We start from the raw sequence: 16,115 nt of genomic DNA, 5'->3' as shown, positions 1-16,115 counted from the left end.
CGATACCCATGTCTGCAGAGCCAGTGAACGATCCCGTCGCGGTGGGCCTCGTGCCCGAGGGCCGTCGCCGAGACGCGACGAAGAACCGTGAGACCCTGCTCGAGGCCGCGCAGGCTGCCTTCGCCGAGCACCCCAACGCTTCGCTTGACAGCATCGCGCAGGCAGCGGGCCTCTCCAGACGGGCGCTCTACGGCCATTTTCCCGACCGCGACGGTCTGCTCCGCGAGGTCATCGACGAGGGGGCGAGGCAGTTCAGCGAGATCGCGGGAAGCGCCGTGAGCGACGACCCGCGACTCGCACTCGCGCAGCTGGCGAAGGGGCTGTGGCGAGCCGCCGCGGCCGTGCGGGCGTCGGAGAATATTGCGATGAGCGAGCGCTACAGCGCGGAGACCGCGCTCGCCCTCGAGCCACTCAGGGCGAGCCTCGCGACGCTCACCAGGCGGGGTATCGCGTCGGGTGCCTTCCGGGCCGATATGACCGAGGAGGTCCTCGCGCTGCTCGTTGAAGGGGCCGCGCGTGCCGCGCTGCGCGACGACCGGATCACGTCGGGCGATTCTGCCGCGACAGGGATTAAGGTCGTCCTCAGTATCGTCGGTCTGTCCTGGCGCGAACAGGCCGAGCTCTTCGAAGCGCACCCCGAGCTCGTCGAGGGCGGCACGCCCCGCAAAGACTGACGGCACGCGCGACGCGAAGAGGCCCCGCGCATCGCCCTCGAGGGGTGAAGCGAGGGGCCGCTTTCGGTGATCCGCGAGTTGCGGCGGCTGCGATGCCGCAACCCCGCGACAGCGCAACCCCGCGACAGCGGAGCACCGCGACAGCGGAGCACCGCGACCGCGCGGCTCCGCACCTCCGGGCTCAGTACCGCCAGGAAACACTGAGGAACGCTCCTTGAGCGGCCGCGGATCGCCGCGCCGACTACTGAAAGGGCCCTCGCCGCCACATAACTCCCGCGCTTTTCGGGATTCGCTCCCGCCGCCCCGGAGACACTGTTCACAGGAGCCAGCAGAGTTGAAGGGCTCGGCGAGCGGATCGAACGGTGACGGGAGCAGACTGGGTGCGAGCACGAACGACGCTGACACGGACGAAGCCGACGAGAACAGCCCTGACTCGAACAGCCCTGAGCGCTCTTGTGGCGGCCCTCCTGCTCGGAATGCCGGCACCCGTCCCGGGAGCAGCAGCGGCGGATCCTGCCGCGCTGACACCGGACTCTGGCCCGGTCGCCGGCGGAACCGAGGTCGCCTTCCCCGCGCCGAACGGCGTCACCTTCTCAGGGCTATGGCTCGGCACGCTGCACACGCTCGCGCTCGGTTCAGACGGCCAGGCATACGCGTGGGGTAGCAACGGAAGCGGGCAGCTCGGCACGGGCAAAGCGGGAGGATCGCGGGTTCCGGTTCGCGTCGCGCTCCCTGCTGGCGTGACGCTCACCCAGCTGGACGCCGGGGGCGAGTTCTCCGTCGCGTTGGCGTCGAACGGCTCGGTCTTCGCCTGGGGCGCGAACACCGAGGGGCAGCTCGGCAACGGCACCCGCGAGGGATCCGCTGTTCCCGTGCGGGTCGAACTGCCAGCTGGCGTCGCAGCGACGAGCGTCGTCGCGGGGGAGTACCACGTGCTCGCGCTCGGCGATGATGGTGGGGTCTACGGCTGGGGAAAGGATGACAGTAGTCAGCTCGGCGACGGCGGCACCGGGTTCGGCACACGGCGGCTTACGCCCGTTAGGGCGCACAGCCCGGAGGGTGTGACATTCGCCCACCTGAGCGCCGGAAGCTATCACTCACTCGCGCTCACCGCCGAGGGGATCGCCTACGCATGGGGTGACAACATGCACGGCCAGCTCGGCAACGGCACGACCGATGGCTCGCTCGCTCCAACAGCGGTCCGCATGCCCGATGGTGCCACATTCACTGAGCTGCACGCAGGCGGCCACTACTCGGTTGCGGTCGCGAGCGACGGCGGCCTGTTCTCCTGGGGAGCAAACAACCACGGACAGCTCGGAACCGGTTCTGCCGAGGGGTACCTCCCGGTACCGACACGCGTTGCGGCCCCCGAAGGGGTCGAATTCGTCACCGTCGTCCCCGGAGGGACGCGCTCCGACCCGGACACTGACCGCGCTGGAGCGGGCGGCTACCACACGCTCGCGCTGACGACCGAGGGGGAGGCTCTGGCCTGGGGACGAAACATGGAGGGGCAGCTCGGCGACGGTTCGCAGAGCGACTCGGCCATCCCCATCGCCGTGCGCCTGCCGGCAGGGGTGCAAGTCGCCGAGCTCGCGGCGGGCACGTTTCATTCTGCGGCGCTGACCGAGCGCGGCGCGGCCTTCGGCTGGGGCATGAACGTCTCCGGTCAGGTGGGGGACGGGACTGCTGGGCCGGCGTCGCTCTTCGTGCTCGAGCCTTCCCCCGTTGCGATGGGCGTCACGGTCACAGGAGTGACATTCGACGGCGACCCTGGCACCGCGCTCGCGGAGCGCGGCAACAACGCCTGGCAGGTAGTCACCCCGGCGCACGCCGCGGGCACCGTCGACGCCGTTGTCGCCTGGGAGCAGTTCGGGATCCAACGCGCACCGGTGAGCTATCCCGGCGGCTACACCTACGTCGCCCCGGCATCCCTCACGATCGGCGGAACGAAGATCGTCGCCCCCGTCGAGCACGGCGCACCGGGACTCGGCGAGGTCTCCGCTGAGGCGTGGGACGTAACGGTCACGACGGAATCGGGGGCGACAGCTGTAATCAGCGGTGACGAAGCGGTGACCCTCGACACCGGCACCGTGTACACCGTCGGCGAGCGCGGCAACGGCGGCTCCGCTGGCCTTGCGGATGCGGCCGCTTCAACCGACAACTACGCGCGCAAGGGAGAAATCAGCTGCGTAGATGCCGCAGGCGGTGCGCTCCCTGCCACAGTGTTTGATCCAGTGGCCGGAACGATCCTGATCGCGGAGGACGCCGCGGAGTCGGTGAATGCCCCACTGTCGTGCGAGATCACGAACCAGGCCGCACACGTCTCGTTTGTCACGAAGCACGGCGACGGGGCGACCGTTGCTCCCTCTGGCGACTGGCTCTTGACACTGGAAGCGGAGCGTGAACCCGGTTCCGGGGCCGGACCGGAGAGCGTGGCACGAACGGTCGCGCTAGCCGGTGATGCCACCACTGTCGCGGCGCGTCCTGGCAGCTACGCTCTGAGCGCTCGCGCGCCGTCAGGCAGCGCCGTGCGGGGGATCGAGCGACTTCGCACGGGTGAGACCGAGTGCGCGCGGCACGCGAACAGCCCCGAACAGGCACCCCGTTTCTGCTGGGAAGGCGTCGGCGCCGGCGAAAACGCGGTGGAAACGATCACGGTAGCGCAGGGCCGGCACGAGGTATTTCGGGTGCTCTCGACATCGCCGGGGGAGCCCATTCAACTGCCGCAGACGGGGGCTTCAGTTGCCTGGAGCTGGGTCGCGGGCGGAGCGGGACTGCTTGTTCTCGGGCTCGGGGTGCTCGGAGCACGCGCGGGGCAGCGGAAGGTATGGGTGCGCCGATGAGCGGCCGGCACACGCTCGGAGCGCGGAGGGCCACCCCGCGGCGAGGCACGGTCACCGTGCTCGTCGCTGCGATCACGGTGTTCCTCCCCGTCCCGATCGGGCCTGGGCAGGCGTTGATCGCTGCGGAGTGGCCTCCGTTTTCAGCTGCGGGGTCGCAGGCCGACCGCGGCGGGGAGGTGGTCGTGCACCTCCCAGAGCTCGGCGGCGCGGACAGCGGCGGTTCGGGCGGCTTCGAGGTCGCCGGATTCACCGCGTGTGAGGTTCAGGAGTCAACGGGTGCGATGGCGGGGGAGACAGGGATCCGTGTCGCACTCGACAGCGGGGGCCTCCCCGTCGTCACACGCGGCACCGATCGCGTCGCCCTCTCCTGCGGCTCGGAGCAGTTCACCGACAGCGGGACCGCGAGCACGCTGTTCACGCTCCACCCGGGCACCTACGTCGTCTACGAGAGTACGCCTCGCTTCACGCCTGACGGAGAGGCGCAAGGCGGCGATGCGTTCGCCACGCTGCCAGCCGTGGTTGTCGTGCCGCCGCGGACGGCCGCCGCAACGCGGGGGGAGCGCTCGTCTGGCGCGATCGAGCTCTTTCCGAAGGCGGCACCCGCAGCCGCTGCGGAGGCCGGGCCTGGCGTCAGCTCGGAAGTCTTTGGCGACGAGATTCGCCAGACGGTGACAGTGCCAGTGAGTGGGCTTGGGGAGGGTGCCGGCGGCGACCTGCGGATCGCCGAGCGCCTTGCTCGGGGCGTCAAGCTCGTAGGGACCTCGCTCGTGCTTGTCCGAGCGGACGGCACCCTCACGCAGCTCGCCGAGCCTGACTTCGTCGAGCGGCGCGGCGAGGACGCTGCCGGCAGTTCGCTCGAGATCGAGCTCACGCGGCGCGGCCTCGACGTGCTTGCGGAGCACCCGACAGGGGTGCTCCAACTGGAGGCGACGCTCTCCCCGGAGACGAGCGGTTCGACCGCGGCCTCCGCCGAGGTCAGCGTGAACGGTGAGCGGATCCGGGAAGCAGTGAGCGGCAGGGTGGAAAACCCGAACATCGAATATTTCTGGAACTACGCCCACCTACTCACGATGGTGACCGACGTCGGAGCGACTGAGGAGCGACCGCTTTCCGGGGTTGTCTTCGATGTCTACCTCTTCGACAAGCTGAGCCCGTACTGCCCCGACGCGCCCACTGGTTCGTCGCTGTGGTCCAAGAAGAACGTCGTGGCCGACGCCGATGGCAAAGTCTTTAACCGGACCCTCGGACAGGCCTACTACTGCTTCTATCAGGTGTCGATTCCACCGGGGTACAAGGGCGGGATAGACGCGCCGGTGCTGCTGCTTGTCAACGCGGAGGGGGCTCACGAGGTCGTGCACTATTCGCAGGTGGGCTCTGACGCCTCAGACCTGCCAGACCTCCCGCTGACCGGTTCCGCTGCGGGCGTCGCGCTCGTGACGCTCGGCGCGGTGTTCCTCGGCGTCGCAGGGTGGTTGGGCGTCGTGCGCTATCGGAGGGGCAACTCTGAGCAGGTCGCCCCGCTCGGGTGAGGTGATCCAGGGGATGCCTGAAATGGTCGCCCGCACGGGGCGACAGCCTGACCGCCCCGGTCGCGACGCGTTGTCCCCGCCCGCTCACAACATATGGACTCAGCAAGATGCCATAGCTTTTGCGCCTAACACGGGGCCATCTCGCTACAGTGATGTCGTTTGAGGAGTGGCCGACGCGGCTATCCTTGATACATCTGATCTAGTGACGCGCGGCCGAGGCGGTGGAACATGGGGCGACAGCTGCCCGCACGTGAGGGTCCGTCGAGGCACCTGGCCTCCGCGGCGCTGCCCGTAACCGGGGCGACCGTGCCCGAGGGGTACCTGCTCCGCGCCCGCTTCCTCAAATACGCCTACGAGGACGAGCAGAACTCGTGCACAGCGAAGCCGCATGCGCACCCCGAGCACGTGGTGTTTTGGCCGGAGCGCGGGTCTGGCTCGGTCGAGGTCAACGGAATGGAGCAGTCGGTGTCGCTCGGTCAGGGAGTCTGGGTGCCCGCTGGCGAGCCGCACTCCGTCAGTGACCGCGACGGGGACATGGTTGCGCTGCACATTGCCCCAGAGGCCGTGCCTTGGCGTGGTACCGAGGTGAAATTGGTGACGATGCTTGTCGCAGTTCGCGAGCTCCTGCTATACCTGGCTGACGCCGGCATGCCGCGTGAGCAACGGGTACAGGCTCAACGCGTCTGTCTCTCGCTCATCTCTGACGAGCCTGGGTCGGTGGTCCAGTTGCCAGTGCCTCACGATGCACGCATTGTGGAGATTTGCCGGGCTCTTGTCGCCGATCCTGCCGACGATCAGACCATCGAACACTGGGCTGTGCGCCTGTCGGTGAGCAGCCGCACCCTTGCCCGAGCGTTTCGGGATAGTACGGGGATGACCTTCAGCCAGTGGCGCACGTGCGCTCGGATGGATCTAGCGGTCCACCTGCTCGACCGGGGCCTCCCCGTTGGGGAGGTCGCGAGACGTGTCGGATACGCAACCGTGCCGGCGTTCAGCAGCGCGTTCCAGCGCGTGGTCGGGAAGTCGCCGCGCGAATTCCATCCCGTTCTGTCGGCGTAGGCGAGGCCTCGCCTGGCTTCATGTCCGCGGGGTTGTCCGTACCGCGAAAATAGTTGTCTGCCGCGCGTTCCGACATCATCGTATGTTAGTTAGGTAAGCCTTACTTCGTGACTGGGTGAGGGTCCCTAATGAGAAAGTCCACCGATGCGCCTGAAAACCCCCGCTTCCATATCCGCCATGCTTCTCGCGACGGCCATCCTTGTGACCGGCTGCGCCGGCGCGACAGGCAACAACCCGGGTGGCGATGCCGGCGCTCACGCTGAGAGCGACGCAGACGGGTCCTTCCCAGTGACGATTACTCACGCGCTCGGAGAGGCGACGATCGACGAGGCTCCGCAACGCGTGGTGACGCTTGGCTGGGCTGCCGAAGACGCCGCTGTGGCTCTTGGGGTCGTTCCTATTGCCGTGCCCGAATACACCTGGGGAGCGGACGACAACGGGTATCTGCCGTGGTTCCGCGACGCCGTCGAAGCGCTTGGCGAACCCCTGCCTCAAACGCTCCCGAGCGGAGAGGTTGATTTTGAGCAGATTCTTACGCTCTCGCCCGATGTCATTCTCGCGCCCTACTCGGGGATTTCGGATGCGGAATACAAGCGGCTGTCGGACATCGCTCCGACGGTGGCATACAGCGAAGAGCCCTGGGCCTCGAGCTGGCAGGACCTCACCAGCACGGTGGGCAAAGCGCTCGGCCGCTCTGACGAGGCTGCCGAGCTCCTCGATTCAACTGAGGCGATGTTTGAGGATTACGCAGCGGATCACCCTGAGTTCGCCGGCGTCAACCTTGCCTATGGCATGGGGCTCACTGATGGAACGAGCGAGCTCACGCTGTACTTCCCCTCCGACCCCCGCGTCGAGTTCGTCGAAGCGCTCGGCTTCACCACTCCGCCGTCCGTCATTGACTTCGCAGAGCGCAGCGCCCTCGGCTCGAGCGACAGCGCAAGCCTCGAACTGCTCGGTGACTTCGACGACGCAGACGTCTTCTTGGCGTGGGCCGCAAGCGAGGAGGACAAGAAGCGAACGCTGGGGAACCCGCTGGTGAGTCTGTGGCGACCCGTGGCCGATGGAAAGGGCCTCGTGTTGACGGATCCCTCGCTCGTCTGGGCGACGTCTTCACCGACGGCACTGAATATCCCCTGGGCGCTTGAGACCGTGGTGCCGCAGCTCGCGGAGCTCGTAGCGCGCTAGCGGCGAGCTGCTCGACGCTCCTGGGTCGGATCGCTGTTCACTTGCACGAGAGTGTCTGGCGCACGTATGCCGTGTCGGAGGGGGCGCTCCCGCGCGTATTCCTCGGCTCGGATATGCGCGCGTCGGCGGTGCGGCCTGCTTCGCAGGCGGCACCGCCGACGCGTGGCTGCCCGTCTACCGGGATCGAGGGAGGGTCGTCAGGCGGTGTCGCTCTCCGTGTGGCGCTGCTGCGGCCTGTAAGCTGATTCTCACTGAGGCTTTACTGCCACATGAAACACGGGAGAGTGGTGTGACGGAACGGAATACGGCAAAGCAGCCGATCGCGGACCAAATGTACGCCGTGCTGCTGCATCAGTTCATGTCGGGTGAGCGTGGTGCGGGTGAGAGTCTCAACATTGGCGCGCTGTCGCGCGAGCTCGATGTGAGCCAGACTCCGCTGCGCGAGGCCCTTGCGCGTCTCGAGCACACTGGACTCGTCGAACGCGTGGCGTTGCGGGGCTACCGTGTCGCCCCGATGATGACGAGATCTGATGTTGAGCAGCTCCTCGAGGCACGGCTGGTGCTGGAGCCGCGGCTCGCGCACGACGCCGCACTGCGGGCGACGCCAGAGTTCTTGGCGAAGCTGCGGGAGAGTGTCGTCGAGTTTGAACGCTCAGCCGATGCTGCCGACATGGAGACCGAGGGTTTCGACATGTACTGGCGTTCGGACGATCGCTTCCACACGCTCATCGCTGCGCAGTCGGGGAACCGTTTCCTTGAGCTTGCGTACGGTGCCCTCAGCGGCCAGATTCAGCGCTTCCGGCTGTTCTCGAAACTCGGTCGGACGGGTGCTCGCCATGCTGCGCCCGAACACGAGGCGATTTTCGAGGCCATTGCAGCTGGCGACGGAACTGCTGCTGCCGAGGCGATGCGTCTGCACGTCGAGGGCGCGACCGATAGGTTGTTCGGCCGGTAGCACGGAGGTTCGAAGCTGGACAACACCGCGTATCTAAAGATAGTATAGCGAATACTATTGCGAAGGTGGTGTGGTGATGCAGACGCCAAACGGCATCGGGGGAGCGCCTCGAGGGTACTCAGCGCACCCGCTGGTGGAGGGTTTTCCCGGAAAAACTGCCTCGCACGGAGCCTTCGGCTGGAGCAGCCTCTGGCTTCTTGACGACGGCACCAGGCGCGTCCTCGTCGACGCTGGACAGCCGGCGTATATCCCACTGATCCACGATGGACTCGCGCGGCTCGGCCTCGCCCCAAGCGACGTTACCGACGTCCTGCTGACGCATATGCACTGGGACCACGTGGCGAACTTCACCATGTTCGAGAACGCAACGACCTGGGTTGGGGAGCGAGAGCTCGCGTGGGCGGCGGATCAGCCAGCAGGTACGAAGTTCATCCCTGATCTGCACGTGCAGGAACTCCTTCGGCGTACCGACGGAGTCGAGCGCGTGAGCGCCGGAGACGAGATACTGCCGGGCATTCACACGATTGCGAGTCCGGGGCATACCCCGCACCACCTCGCGTTCTTCGCGGAGCACGCTACAAGCACTACCGACAACACCGGCAACGCCGGCACAGCCGGATCGCTCGTGTTCGCTGGGGACGCCGTGAAGAACATCCACGAGCTTGCGACATCCCGCGTCGATTCGACGATGGACGAGGACCAAAGCGTGCGGTCGATCGACCGGCTACGCTCGCTCCTTACCGACACCGGGGGAGTGCTGTTGCCTGGGCACGATGTCGGCCTCGCAATGGATGGCGGACAGGTGCTGCGCTTGCGTGAGCAGCGGGCCCAGATCGGGTTCTTCGCCGACGCGCAAGGCGACGAGACAGACCGATCCATCGGTTGAACCGGTGGATGACGAAGGGACAAAGATGACTACTGTTCTCTACACCGGGGGCACAGGCCGGATGGGCCGTGTGATCAGGGAAGGGCTCGCCGGCCGCTACGAGCGGGTTGTGCTGTATGTGCGTAGCGCGCCCACCGAGCCGTTGTTCCCCGGCGAGGAGGTCGTTATTGGCGACCTCTCGGAGCTCGACGCGCTCACCTCAGCCGCTCAGGGCGTCGATGTGATCGTGCACCTCGGCGCGGTCGCAGACGAGGCCTCGTTTGAACGGATCCGCGACGCAAATATCGACGGCACCTACCATGTGTACGAGGCCGCGAGAAGGGCCGGTGTGCGCCGCGTCGTTTTCGCGAGCTCGAACCACATCATCGGTTTTCACCCAGCAAGCGCGCGGCTTGACGAGTCCGCAGCTATCCGGCCCGACACCTTTTACGGGGTGTCGAAGGCGTTTGGCGAAGCGCTCGCGAGTCTCTACTACGACAAGTGGGGTGTCGAGTCCGTGCTGTTGCGTATCGGAACGTTCCGCCCCGCTCCAGAGGACGTGCGCCAGCTCGCGCTGTGGCTGAGCTGGCGTGACGGGATCGAGCTCACGCGCTGCGCAATCGAGAATGGCCCAGTTGGGTGCCAGGTGGTGTACGGCTGCTCGGCAAACACCGACACCTGGTGGGACGGCGAGGCCGGCTGGGCGGCGATTGGTTACGCCCCGCAAGACAACGCAGCAGACCACACCGCAGCCGTCGACCACGACGTCCCTGCGCCGAAATATCACGGCGGGGCATTCACTGCCTCAGCGTACGAAGGAGGGATCTGGTGAACACCATCGCCGAATCCGTTGATGTTCTGATCACGACAGCGTTTCTCAGCGCGGGCGACGAGGTCGACCTCATGCTGCGAGACGCGGGCTACACGACCAGGCACGTTCCCGACCTCGCGGATCGGCCCGTTGCGGAACGTCAAACGCTCTTGGCTGGCGCGCGTGCGGTCATCGCCGGCACCCAGCCGCTCACCGGCGAAGACCTCACACACGCGAATGCGCTGCAGCTCATCGTCCGTACCGGCGTCGGCTACGACAGCGTCGACGTCGCGGCGGCCACGGCGCTCGGCGTGCCGGTGTGCATCACGGCTGGTGCAAACCGCCAGGCCGTAGCGGAGCACGTCTTCGCGCTCATGCTGGGCGTTGCCAGGCGAGTGCCTGAGAACATCGCGAATCTCGCGGCGGGGAGCTGGCAACAGCTCACTGGCAGAGAGCTTCGTGGATCGACACTTGGCATTCTCGGCCTCGGTTCGATTGGGAAGGCGGTCGCCCAGATCGCGAAGGGATTCGGAATGAGCGTGGTTGCGTACGACCCGTACTTCGATGAGGCGTTCGCAACGGCCAACGGGGTGCGACGCGCAGAGCTCGACGAAGTGCTTGCAACGGCTGACTTCGTGACGTTGCACCTGTTCCTCGACGACTCCACCCGCAACCTCCTTGACGCGGATCGCCTGCAGCTCATGAAGCGAGACGCCGTGCTCGTGAACACCTCCCGTGGCGGCATCGTCGATGAAGCCGCGCTGGTGGAGGCCGTACGCGGCGGTGTGATCGGTGGCGCAGCGCTCGACGTCTTCGCTGAGGAACCGCTTCCCGCTGCCAGCCCACTCCTGCACACACCGGGGATTCTCGCAACGACGCACGTCGCTGGAGCTACCCGTGAGGCGCGAGGCGAATCGGGTCGCATGGCCGCCGCGAATGTCATCGCCGTATTGGGTGGCGCTCAGGCCGAGTACGTCGTGAACCCGGAATTCCAGGGCGCAGCGGCATGATTATCCACACTGGTGGTGGATCGCTGCCGCTCGCGGCGAACCTCAAATGGATGTTCACCGAGCTCCCGTTCGAAGCCCGGTTTGATGCGGCGGCGGCGGCCGGCTTCACCGGCGTCGAGTTCGCGTCGTGCTACGAATATGCCCCCGAGCACGTTCGCGGTCTTCTCGATTCCGCTGGTCTGGTGCAGGCGCTGATCAACACGCCTGGCGGCGAGGCAGGATCGCAGACCGTGATGGGTGCTGCCTATGTTCCAGGAGCCGAGGCCGAGTTCCGTGAGGGGGTCGAACGGGCGCTGCACTACGCCGCAGTACTCGGCGCCCCGACCGTGCACGTCATGGCGGGGGTGCGTCCGGCGGGCGCAGACGAAGACCTCGCATTTGCCACCTACGTCACGAACATTGGGTGGGCAGCGCAGCGTGCGCGGGCAGCAGGGGTGCGTATCGTGCTTGAAGCCATCAACAAGCGCGACCAGCCCGGCTACGGCCTAGCCTCGATGGAAACCGCAGCTGCCGTCGCGACGGCGGTCGACCCGGAGACTGTTGGCGTGCTCTTCGACGTCTACCACGCGCAGGTCGATCGCGGGAATGTGATCGAACGCTTCGAGCGGATCGCGCCGCTCGTTGCCCACGTCCAAATCGCTGACAATCCCGGCCGGGGCGAGCCTGGCACCGGCGAAATCGCATACGAGCGGGTGCTTTCGCGCATTGCCGCGGCCGGTTACGCGGGCTGGGTTGGCTGCGAGTACGCACCCGTCGGTGACACAGCTGCAGGGCTCACCTGGATTGAGAGGATCACCCGATGACCGAGATCAAGATTGCGCTTGTCAGCGCAACACCGCTGGCGATCGCTCCAGCGGCTGAGGCCGTACACGCGGCGCTCCCCGGCAGTGACGTGTGGAACCTGCTCGACGATCGGCTGCTCGCAGATATGCAGCAGCCAGGCAGTGTTTCTGGGCAGCTTGCTGCCCGCATGGACAGCCTCATCGAGACGGCGCTTGCCGGCGGCGCCAACGGCGTCTTGCTCACCTGCTCGCAGTACGGCAGCAGGGCCGACGCTCGCGACCTGGTCGCAGACGGGGTGACCGTGCTCTCCGCCGACGGGCCACTGTTTGCTGCCACTGTGGCCCTTTCGCCGTCGAGGGTGCTCCTCGTTGCCTCGCTCGAAGCCGCCGCGGCAGACAGCACAGCACGGCTCACCGCGGCGTTCGACGACGCGGCGGTGGCGACAACGATCCACCCGCTCGTCGTCGGCGCGGCCGCGACACCGTTATCTCCCGAGGGCCTCGCCGCAGTGTTGTCCGACGCCATTGCGGCAGTCGCAACGCCCTACGACGTTGTTGTCCTTGCCCAGTACTCGCTTGCACCCGCGGCGGAGCACCTGCGAGCAACCGTAGCCGTTCCGGTGCTCGACGGCCCAAGCGTCGCGGCGCGGCGCCTCCGCGACGTGATTTCGGGGGAAGCGCGGTGATCGGGGTCATTGCAGACGATGTCACCGGAGCAACCGACGTTGCTGCTGCGCTCAGCCGAGCAGGGCTGCGGACGGTGCTCGCGCTGACCGCGGACGTGCCGGAGGACGCGGCCGCAGCATCTGATGCGATCGTTGTCGGGCTGAAAACGCGCTCCATCCCGGCGCCCGACGCGGTCGCAGAGAGCCTCAGAGCCCTCCGCGGGCTGCAGGCCGCAGGGGCGAACCGCTTCTATTTCAAGTACTGCTCGACGTTCGACTCGACCCCGGCAGGCAACATTGGGCCCGTAGTCGAGGCGCTCGCTGACGCGCTGGGGGTTGGGGTAGTCGTCACCACACCCGCTGCGCCCATTCACGGCCGCACGGTCGCGGGAGGGGAACTCTTCGTTGACGGAGTCCCGCTCAACGAGACGCACATGGCCCAGCACCCGATCACCCCGATGCGTGATGCTTCGCTTGTTCGGCTACTCGCTCCCCAGGTCGCCGGCGAGGTCGACGTGCTGCCCCTCGAGGTCGTGCGCTCAGGGCCGGCCAACGTTCGTGACGCGATTGCATCTGCCAGCCGGCGCGGCGCCCGGCACGTCATCGCAGATGCCGTGTTGGCCGATGACCTTGGGGTCATTGCCGAATCCATTGAGGGCGCGCTCCTCGCCGCCGGGTCAGCTGGACTGATCGCTTCGCTTGCGGAGCGTGAGCCGGCGTCAGGGCACACCATCGTCGTTGCGCCACCAGGGCGGACGGCAATTATCGCCGGCAGCTGCTCCAAGCGAACGCTTGAACAGATCTCGGCGTTTGTCGAGGCTGGCGGAAGCTCGTACCGTATCGTCGCGCAGCCAGGAGACACTGCTGCGGCGCTCGCCGAGGCAGCGCTCGCGTGGTGGTCGGAACTGCCGAGCGACGAATCCACGCTCGTGTACTCCTCAAGCGCTGCGGAGGATCGTGACCCAAACATGCCAGAAGCCGGAGAGCTCTACGAAGACGTCGCAGGGATACTCGCCCGTGGCATGGCAGCGCGCGGCGTGCAACGAATGCTCGTCGCTGGAGGCGAGACCTCGGGTGCCGTGATTCGCGAGCTCGGCGCAGCAACAGCCGTCGTTGGCGCTGAGGCAGCAGTCGGTGCGCCGTGGATCCATGACGCAGCGAACGACGTATATCTCGTGTTGAAGTCGGGCAACTTCGGGGACACAGACTTCTTCGTTGACGTCGCGCGGCTGGGGGGAGGCGCTGTGAGCGCGGTGCGGGAAGAGATCGCGCGCACTGCGCACTCGATCCACAGGCGAGGCCTCACCCATGGGCGGACCGGAAACCTCGCCGCACGAGACGGCGAGCACATTCTCGTGACGCCGACCGGGGTCGGCCTTGACGAGATCGACGGGGACAACCTGTCCGTGCTCGATGCTCACGGACGCCACATTGATGGCCCGCGGCCAACCAAGGAAGCGTTTCTGCACGTCGCAGTGCTGCGCTCTCGCCCGTCGGCAGAAGCGATCGTGCACACACACTCAGTGCACGCAGCGGCGCTATCGTGCCTCGCGGACCTCGACCAGTCAGAGCCGCTGCCCCCGCTGACCGCGTACTTCGGAATGCGGGTGGGGCAACTCCAATTGCTGCCGTATTTCGCCCCGGGCGATCCAGCGGCGACGTCCGCGGTCGAGCGGGCAGCAGCACGCGGGCACGCGCTGCTGCTGCGCAACCACGGGCCAGTGGTTGCCGGGAGCAGCCTCGGTGCGGCGTTGGACGCGCTCGAAGAGCTCGAACACACCGCACAGATCTTCCTGCTCACCGCTGGCATGAGAACTGCGCCGCTCACGGATGAGCAGCTTGCAGCGCTCACGACCAGCCCACCGCCAGAAAGGCCAACAACATGATCACGCTCTACAGCGGGCTCGTCGTCCGCCAGCCGCTCATCGAGACGGTGATCCCCGCATTTGAGGCCGCAACGGGCGAGCATGTTGAGGCGACATTTGAGCCGACCACTGTGCTCCTCGAACGGATCGCAGCGGGAGAACGACCGGATCTCCTGCTCGGCGTCTCATCTTCGGTGGCGGAGCTCGCCGCTGCGGGTGTGCTCGACCCTGAGCTTGTCAGAGACATTGCAGTGTCAGCGATCGGCTTCGCCTGCCTCCCAGAAACGGCGCAACCACCGACGGGCACCGCAGAGGACTTCTTGGACTACCTCTGCGCTGCTCGCGCCGTCGCCTACACACTCTCGGGCGCCAGCGGCCTGCACTTCATGCGAGTGCTGCAGGATCGCGGTCTGCTGGAACGCGTCGATGAACGCGCGGTGCGGCTCGGCGGGGGGCTGACAGCCGAGGCCGTCGTCGACGGCAGGGCGGACATCGCGATCCAGCAAATCAGCGAGCTGCGTTCGGTCTTTGGGCCCCACGTGGTCAATCCGATTCCGCATGAGCTCCAGTCCTACGGCCGGTTCGCGATCGGCGCGAGAGTGCATGCTCCGGCCGCGGCAACCGCCTTCGCGGCGATGCTCACCGAGGCCAATGCGCAGGATGCATTCGCTGGGGTCGGGCTGAGCGCGCCGTAACGCGCACAACAGGATGAACGCGGGGTGGCACGGAGTCTAGCCACCCTCAAACAGGCCGCTGAAGGACACCGAAGCGGTCACGAACACGGAAGAGTGGGACGATGAGAAAAGTGGTGGTGGACACCGACACCGGCGTCGACGACGCGTTGGCACTTATGCTGCTTGCGGCTGATCCCGAGGTGGAGATCCTCGCGGTTATCAGCGTGTTTGGCAACTGTACGGGGGAGCGCGCCGCCGACAACGCGCGCTACGTCCTCGATACCTGTGGCCGCACCGACGTGCCGGTCTACCGTGGCAGCGATGTCCCGATTCGGCAGGAACTGCGCCTGAACCCCGGCATTCACGGCGAGGACGGATTCGGGAACACCGGCTTGCGGCCCCAGACCTCGGTGGCAGCTGAGCCCGACGGAGTTGCAGTGCTGCTCGAATTGGTGGCGGCGCACGAGGGGGAGATCGACTACCTGGCGATTGGCCCACAGACCAACCTCGCGCGGGCACTCGAGATCGAGCCTGCGCTGCTCGAGAAGCTGCGCAGCACCACCATTGTTGGCACCCTTGGGCCGGCGCTTTACCGTGACACGGCGCCGTGGGCCGACCGACGCTTCAGGGTGTCACGTGACCCCAACGTCACCTTCGATATTGATGCTGCCGAAGCGGTTGCTGGCAGCGTGGGGAACGTCACCTGGTGCGGGCCGTACGTCACACGCCAGGCACTCGTTCCTGAGGACTTCTTCCTTGAGATCGCGCAAACTACCGGTCACGAGCCCGCAGCACTCATCACGAAAATCAGTGCGGACTACGCCGGCTTTTACACCCGTTCGTACCCGCAGCCCGGTGACGAACGGGTGATGGGAATCAACGACAGCATGGCGGTCGCCGCGCTCTTGCGCCCCGACCTGGTGACCGCATCGGTGCAGCGCCCGCTGCAGACGTTCGAGGATCCAGAGACGGGGGACCGCTACCTCGCCGGAGTGCACCCGGCGCGCGACGAACATCGGCCGTTGCACACCGTTGTCGTGGATATGAACTTCGACGGGGTCCTCGACATGATCGGAGAGACGCTCAGGCGCCCCCTACCCTGGCGCTAGGCCGGCGGCGCCGCCGACTGCGCGCTCCCGCTCGACCGTGGCGGAGAGCAGCGGCTGCTCGACGAAACCCACCCTTGTGTTCCAGCGAC

14 protein-coding genes are annotated in these 16,115 nt (G+C 66.8%); all 14 read left to right on the top strand.

Translation table 11 applies throughout. From position 1 onward, the window contains the following. Positions 1-8: 8 nt before the first annotated feature. The 14 genes from SD72_RS14290 (at position 9) to SD72_RS17130 (ending at position 16,026) form a co-directional block, all read left to right on the top strand. On the top strand, positions 9-674 hold the full coding sequence (locus SD72_RS14290) for a TetR/AcrR family transcriptional regulator (protein ID WP_042545139.1): 666 nt from the start codon (positions 9-11) through the stop codon (positions 672-674). Between the two features lie 476 nt (positions 675-1,150). Beyond that, on the top strand, positions 1,151-3,517 hold the full coding sequence (locus tag SD72_RS17140) for an RCC1 domain-containing protein (protein ID WP_157000609.1): 2,367 nt from the start codon (positions 1,151-1,153) through the stop codon (positions 3,515-3,517). Continuing rightward, complete coding sequence (locus SD72_RS14280; RefSeq protein ID WP_198141990.1) at positions 3,514-5,046, top strand: LPXTG cell wall anchor domain-containing protein; 1,533 nt, start codon at positions 3,514-3,516, stop codon at positions 5,044-5,046. The genes SD72_RS17140 and SD72_RS14280 overlap by 4 nt, the downstream gene beginning before the upstream one ends. A gap of 228 nt (positions 5,047-5,274) precedes the next feature. After that, on the top strand, positions 5,275-6,105 hold the full coding sequence (locus SD72_RS14275) for a helix-turn-helix domain-containing protein (RefSeq protein ID WP_042545137.1): 831 nt from the start codon (positions 5,275-5,277) through the stop codon (positions 6,103-6,105). A gap of 177 nt (positions 6,106-6,282) precedes the next feature. Then, complete coding sequence (locus SD72_RS14270; protein ID WP_198141989.1) at positions 6,283-7,290, top strand: iron-siderophore ABC transporter substrate-binding protein; 1,008 nt, start codon at positions 6,283-6,285, stop codon at positions 7,288-7,290. A gap of 289 nt (positions 7,291-7,579) precedes the next feature. Beyond that, complete coding sequence (locus tag SD72_RS14265; RefSeq protein ID WP_232299799.1) at positions 7,580-8,245, top strand: GntR family transcriptional regulator; 666 nt, start codon at positions 7,580-7,582, stop codon at positions 8,243-8,245. Between the two features lie 76 nt (positions 8,246-8,321). After that, positions 8,322-9,131: an MBL fold metallo-hydrolase gene (locus SD72_RS14260; RefSeq protein ID WP_042545153.1), complete on the top strand. Its 810-nt coding sequence runs from the start codon at positions 8,322-8,324 to the stop codon at positions 9,129-9,131. Positions 9,132-9,156: 25 nt separating this feature from the next. Next, a complete protein-coding gene (locus tag SD72_RS14255; protein WP_042545134.1) occupies positions 9,157-9,942 on the top strand; it encodes an NAD-dependent epimerase/dehydratase family protein in 786 nt (261 codons plus the stop codon). Next, positions 9,939-10,931, top strand: a complete 993-nt coding sequence (locus SD72_RS14250; protein ID WP_232299798.1) for a phosphoglycerate dehydrogenase — start codon at positions 9,939-9,941, stop codon at positions 10,929-10,931. The genes SD72_RS14255 and SD72_RS14250 overlap by 4 nt, the downstream gene beginning before the upstream one ends. Continuing rightward, positions 10,928-11,734, top strand: coding sequence for a hydroxypyruvate isomerase family protein (locus SD72_RS14245; protein WP_042545133.1), 807 nt, complete (start codon positions 10,928-10,930; stop codon positions 11,732-11,734). The genes SD72_RS14250 and SD72_RS14245 overlap by 4 nt, the downstream gene beginning before the upstream one ends. Continuing rightward, complete coding sequence (locus tag SD72_RS14240) at positions 11,731-12,399, top strand: hypothetical protein (RefSeq protein ID WP_042545132.1); 669 nt, start codon at positions 11,731-11,733, stop codon at positions 12,397-12,399. The genes SD72_RS14245 and SD72_RS14240 overlap by 4 nt, the downstream gene beginning before the upstream one ends. After that, the gene (otnK, locus tag SD72_RS18050; RefSeq protein ID WP_052492727.1) at positions 12,396-14,264 is read left to right on the top strand and encodes a 3-oxo-tetronate kinase; all 1,869 of its coding nucleotides are present in this window, start codon (positions 12,396-12,398) and stop codon (positions 14,262-14,264) included. The genes SD72_RS14240 and otnK overlap by 4 nt, the downstream gene beginning before the upstream one ends. Beyond that, entirely contained in the window at positions 14,261-14,938 is a 678-nt protein-coding gene (locus SD72_RS14230) for a substrate-binding domain-containing protein (RefSeq protein ID WP_052492726.1), read from the top strand. The genes otnK and SD72_RS14230 overlap by 4 nt, the downstream gene beginning before the upstream one ends. A gap of 101 nt (positions 14,939-15,039) precedes the next feature. Further along, positions 15,040-16,026 carry a nucleoside hydrolase gene (locus SD72_RS17130; protein ID WP_084767247.1) on the top strand — a complete coding sequence of 329 codons (987 nt, stop codon included), beginning with the start codon at positions 15,040-15,042 and terminating at the stop codon, positions 16,024-16,026. Positions 16,027-16,115: the final 89 nt, after the last annotated feature.

The organism is Leucobacter komagatae, from assembly GCF_000834055.1.
In the GTDB taxonomy this organism is placed as follows: domain Bacteria; phylum Actinomycetota; class Actinomycetes; order Actinomycetales; family Microbacteriaceae; genus Leucobacter; species Leucobacter komagatae_A.
Note: the sequence above shows the minus strand (reverse complement) of the source record. Positions and strands in the feature narration are given on the sequence as shown.

Excerpts from the sequence above, each read along its gene's own strand:
- SD72_RS14290 (WP_042545139.1), top strand. The coding sequence starts at position 9 with ATGTCTGCAGAGCCAGTGAACGATCCCGTCGCGGTGGGCCTCGTGCCC.
- SD72_RS14255 (WP_042545134.1), top strand. The coding sequence starts at position 9,157 with ATGACTACTGTTCTCTACACCGGGGGCACAGGCCGGATGGGCCGTGTG.
- SD72_RS14245 (WP_042545133.1), top strand. The coding sequence starts at position 10,928 with ATGATTATCCACACTGGTGGTGGATCGCTGCCGCTCGCGGCGAACCTC.
- SD72_RS17130 (WP_084767247.1), top strand. The coding sequence starts at position 15,040 with ATGAGAAAAGTGGTGGTGGACACCGACACCGGCGTCGACGACGCGTTG.
- SD72_RS14240 (WP_042545132.1), top strand. The coding sequence starts at position 11,731 with ATGACCGAGATCAAGATTGCGCTTGTCAGCGCAACACCGCTGGCGATC.
- SD72_RS14230 (WP_052492726.1), top strand. The coding sequence starts at position 14,261 with ATGATCACGCTCTACAGCGGGCTCGTCGTCCGCCAGCCGCTCATCGAG.
- SD72_RS14280 (WP_198141990.1), top strand. The coding sequence starts at position 3,514 with ATGAGCGGCCGGCACACGCTCGGAGCGCGGAGGGCCACCCCGCGGCGA.
- SD72_RS17140 (WP_157000609.1), top strand. The coding sequence starts at position 1,151 with ATGCCGGCACCCGTCCCGGGAGCAGCAGCGGCGGATCCTGCCGCGCTG.
- SD72_RS14275 (WP_042545137.1), top strand. The coding sequence starts at position 5,275 with ATGGGGCGACAGCTGCCCGCACGTGAGGGTCCGTCGAGGCACCTGGCC.
- SD72_RS14260 (WP_042545153.1), top strand. The coding sequence starts at position 8,322 with ATGCAGACGCCAAACGGCATCGGGGGAGCGCCTCGAGGGTACTCAGCG.
- SD72_RS14270 (WP_198141989.1), top strand. The coding sequence starts at position 6,283 with ATGCTTCTCGCGACGGCCATCCTTGTGACCGGCTGCGCCGGCGCGACA.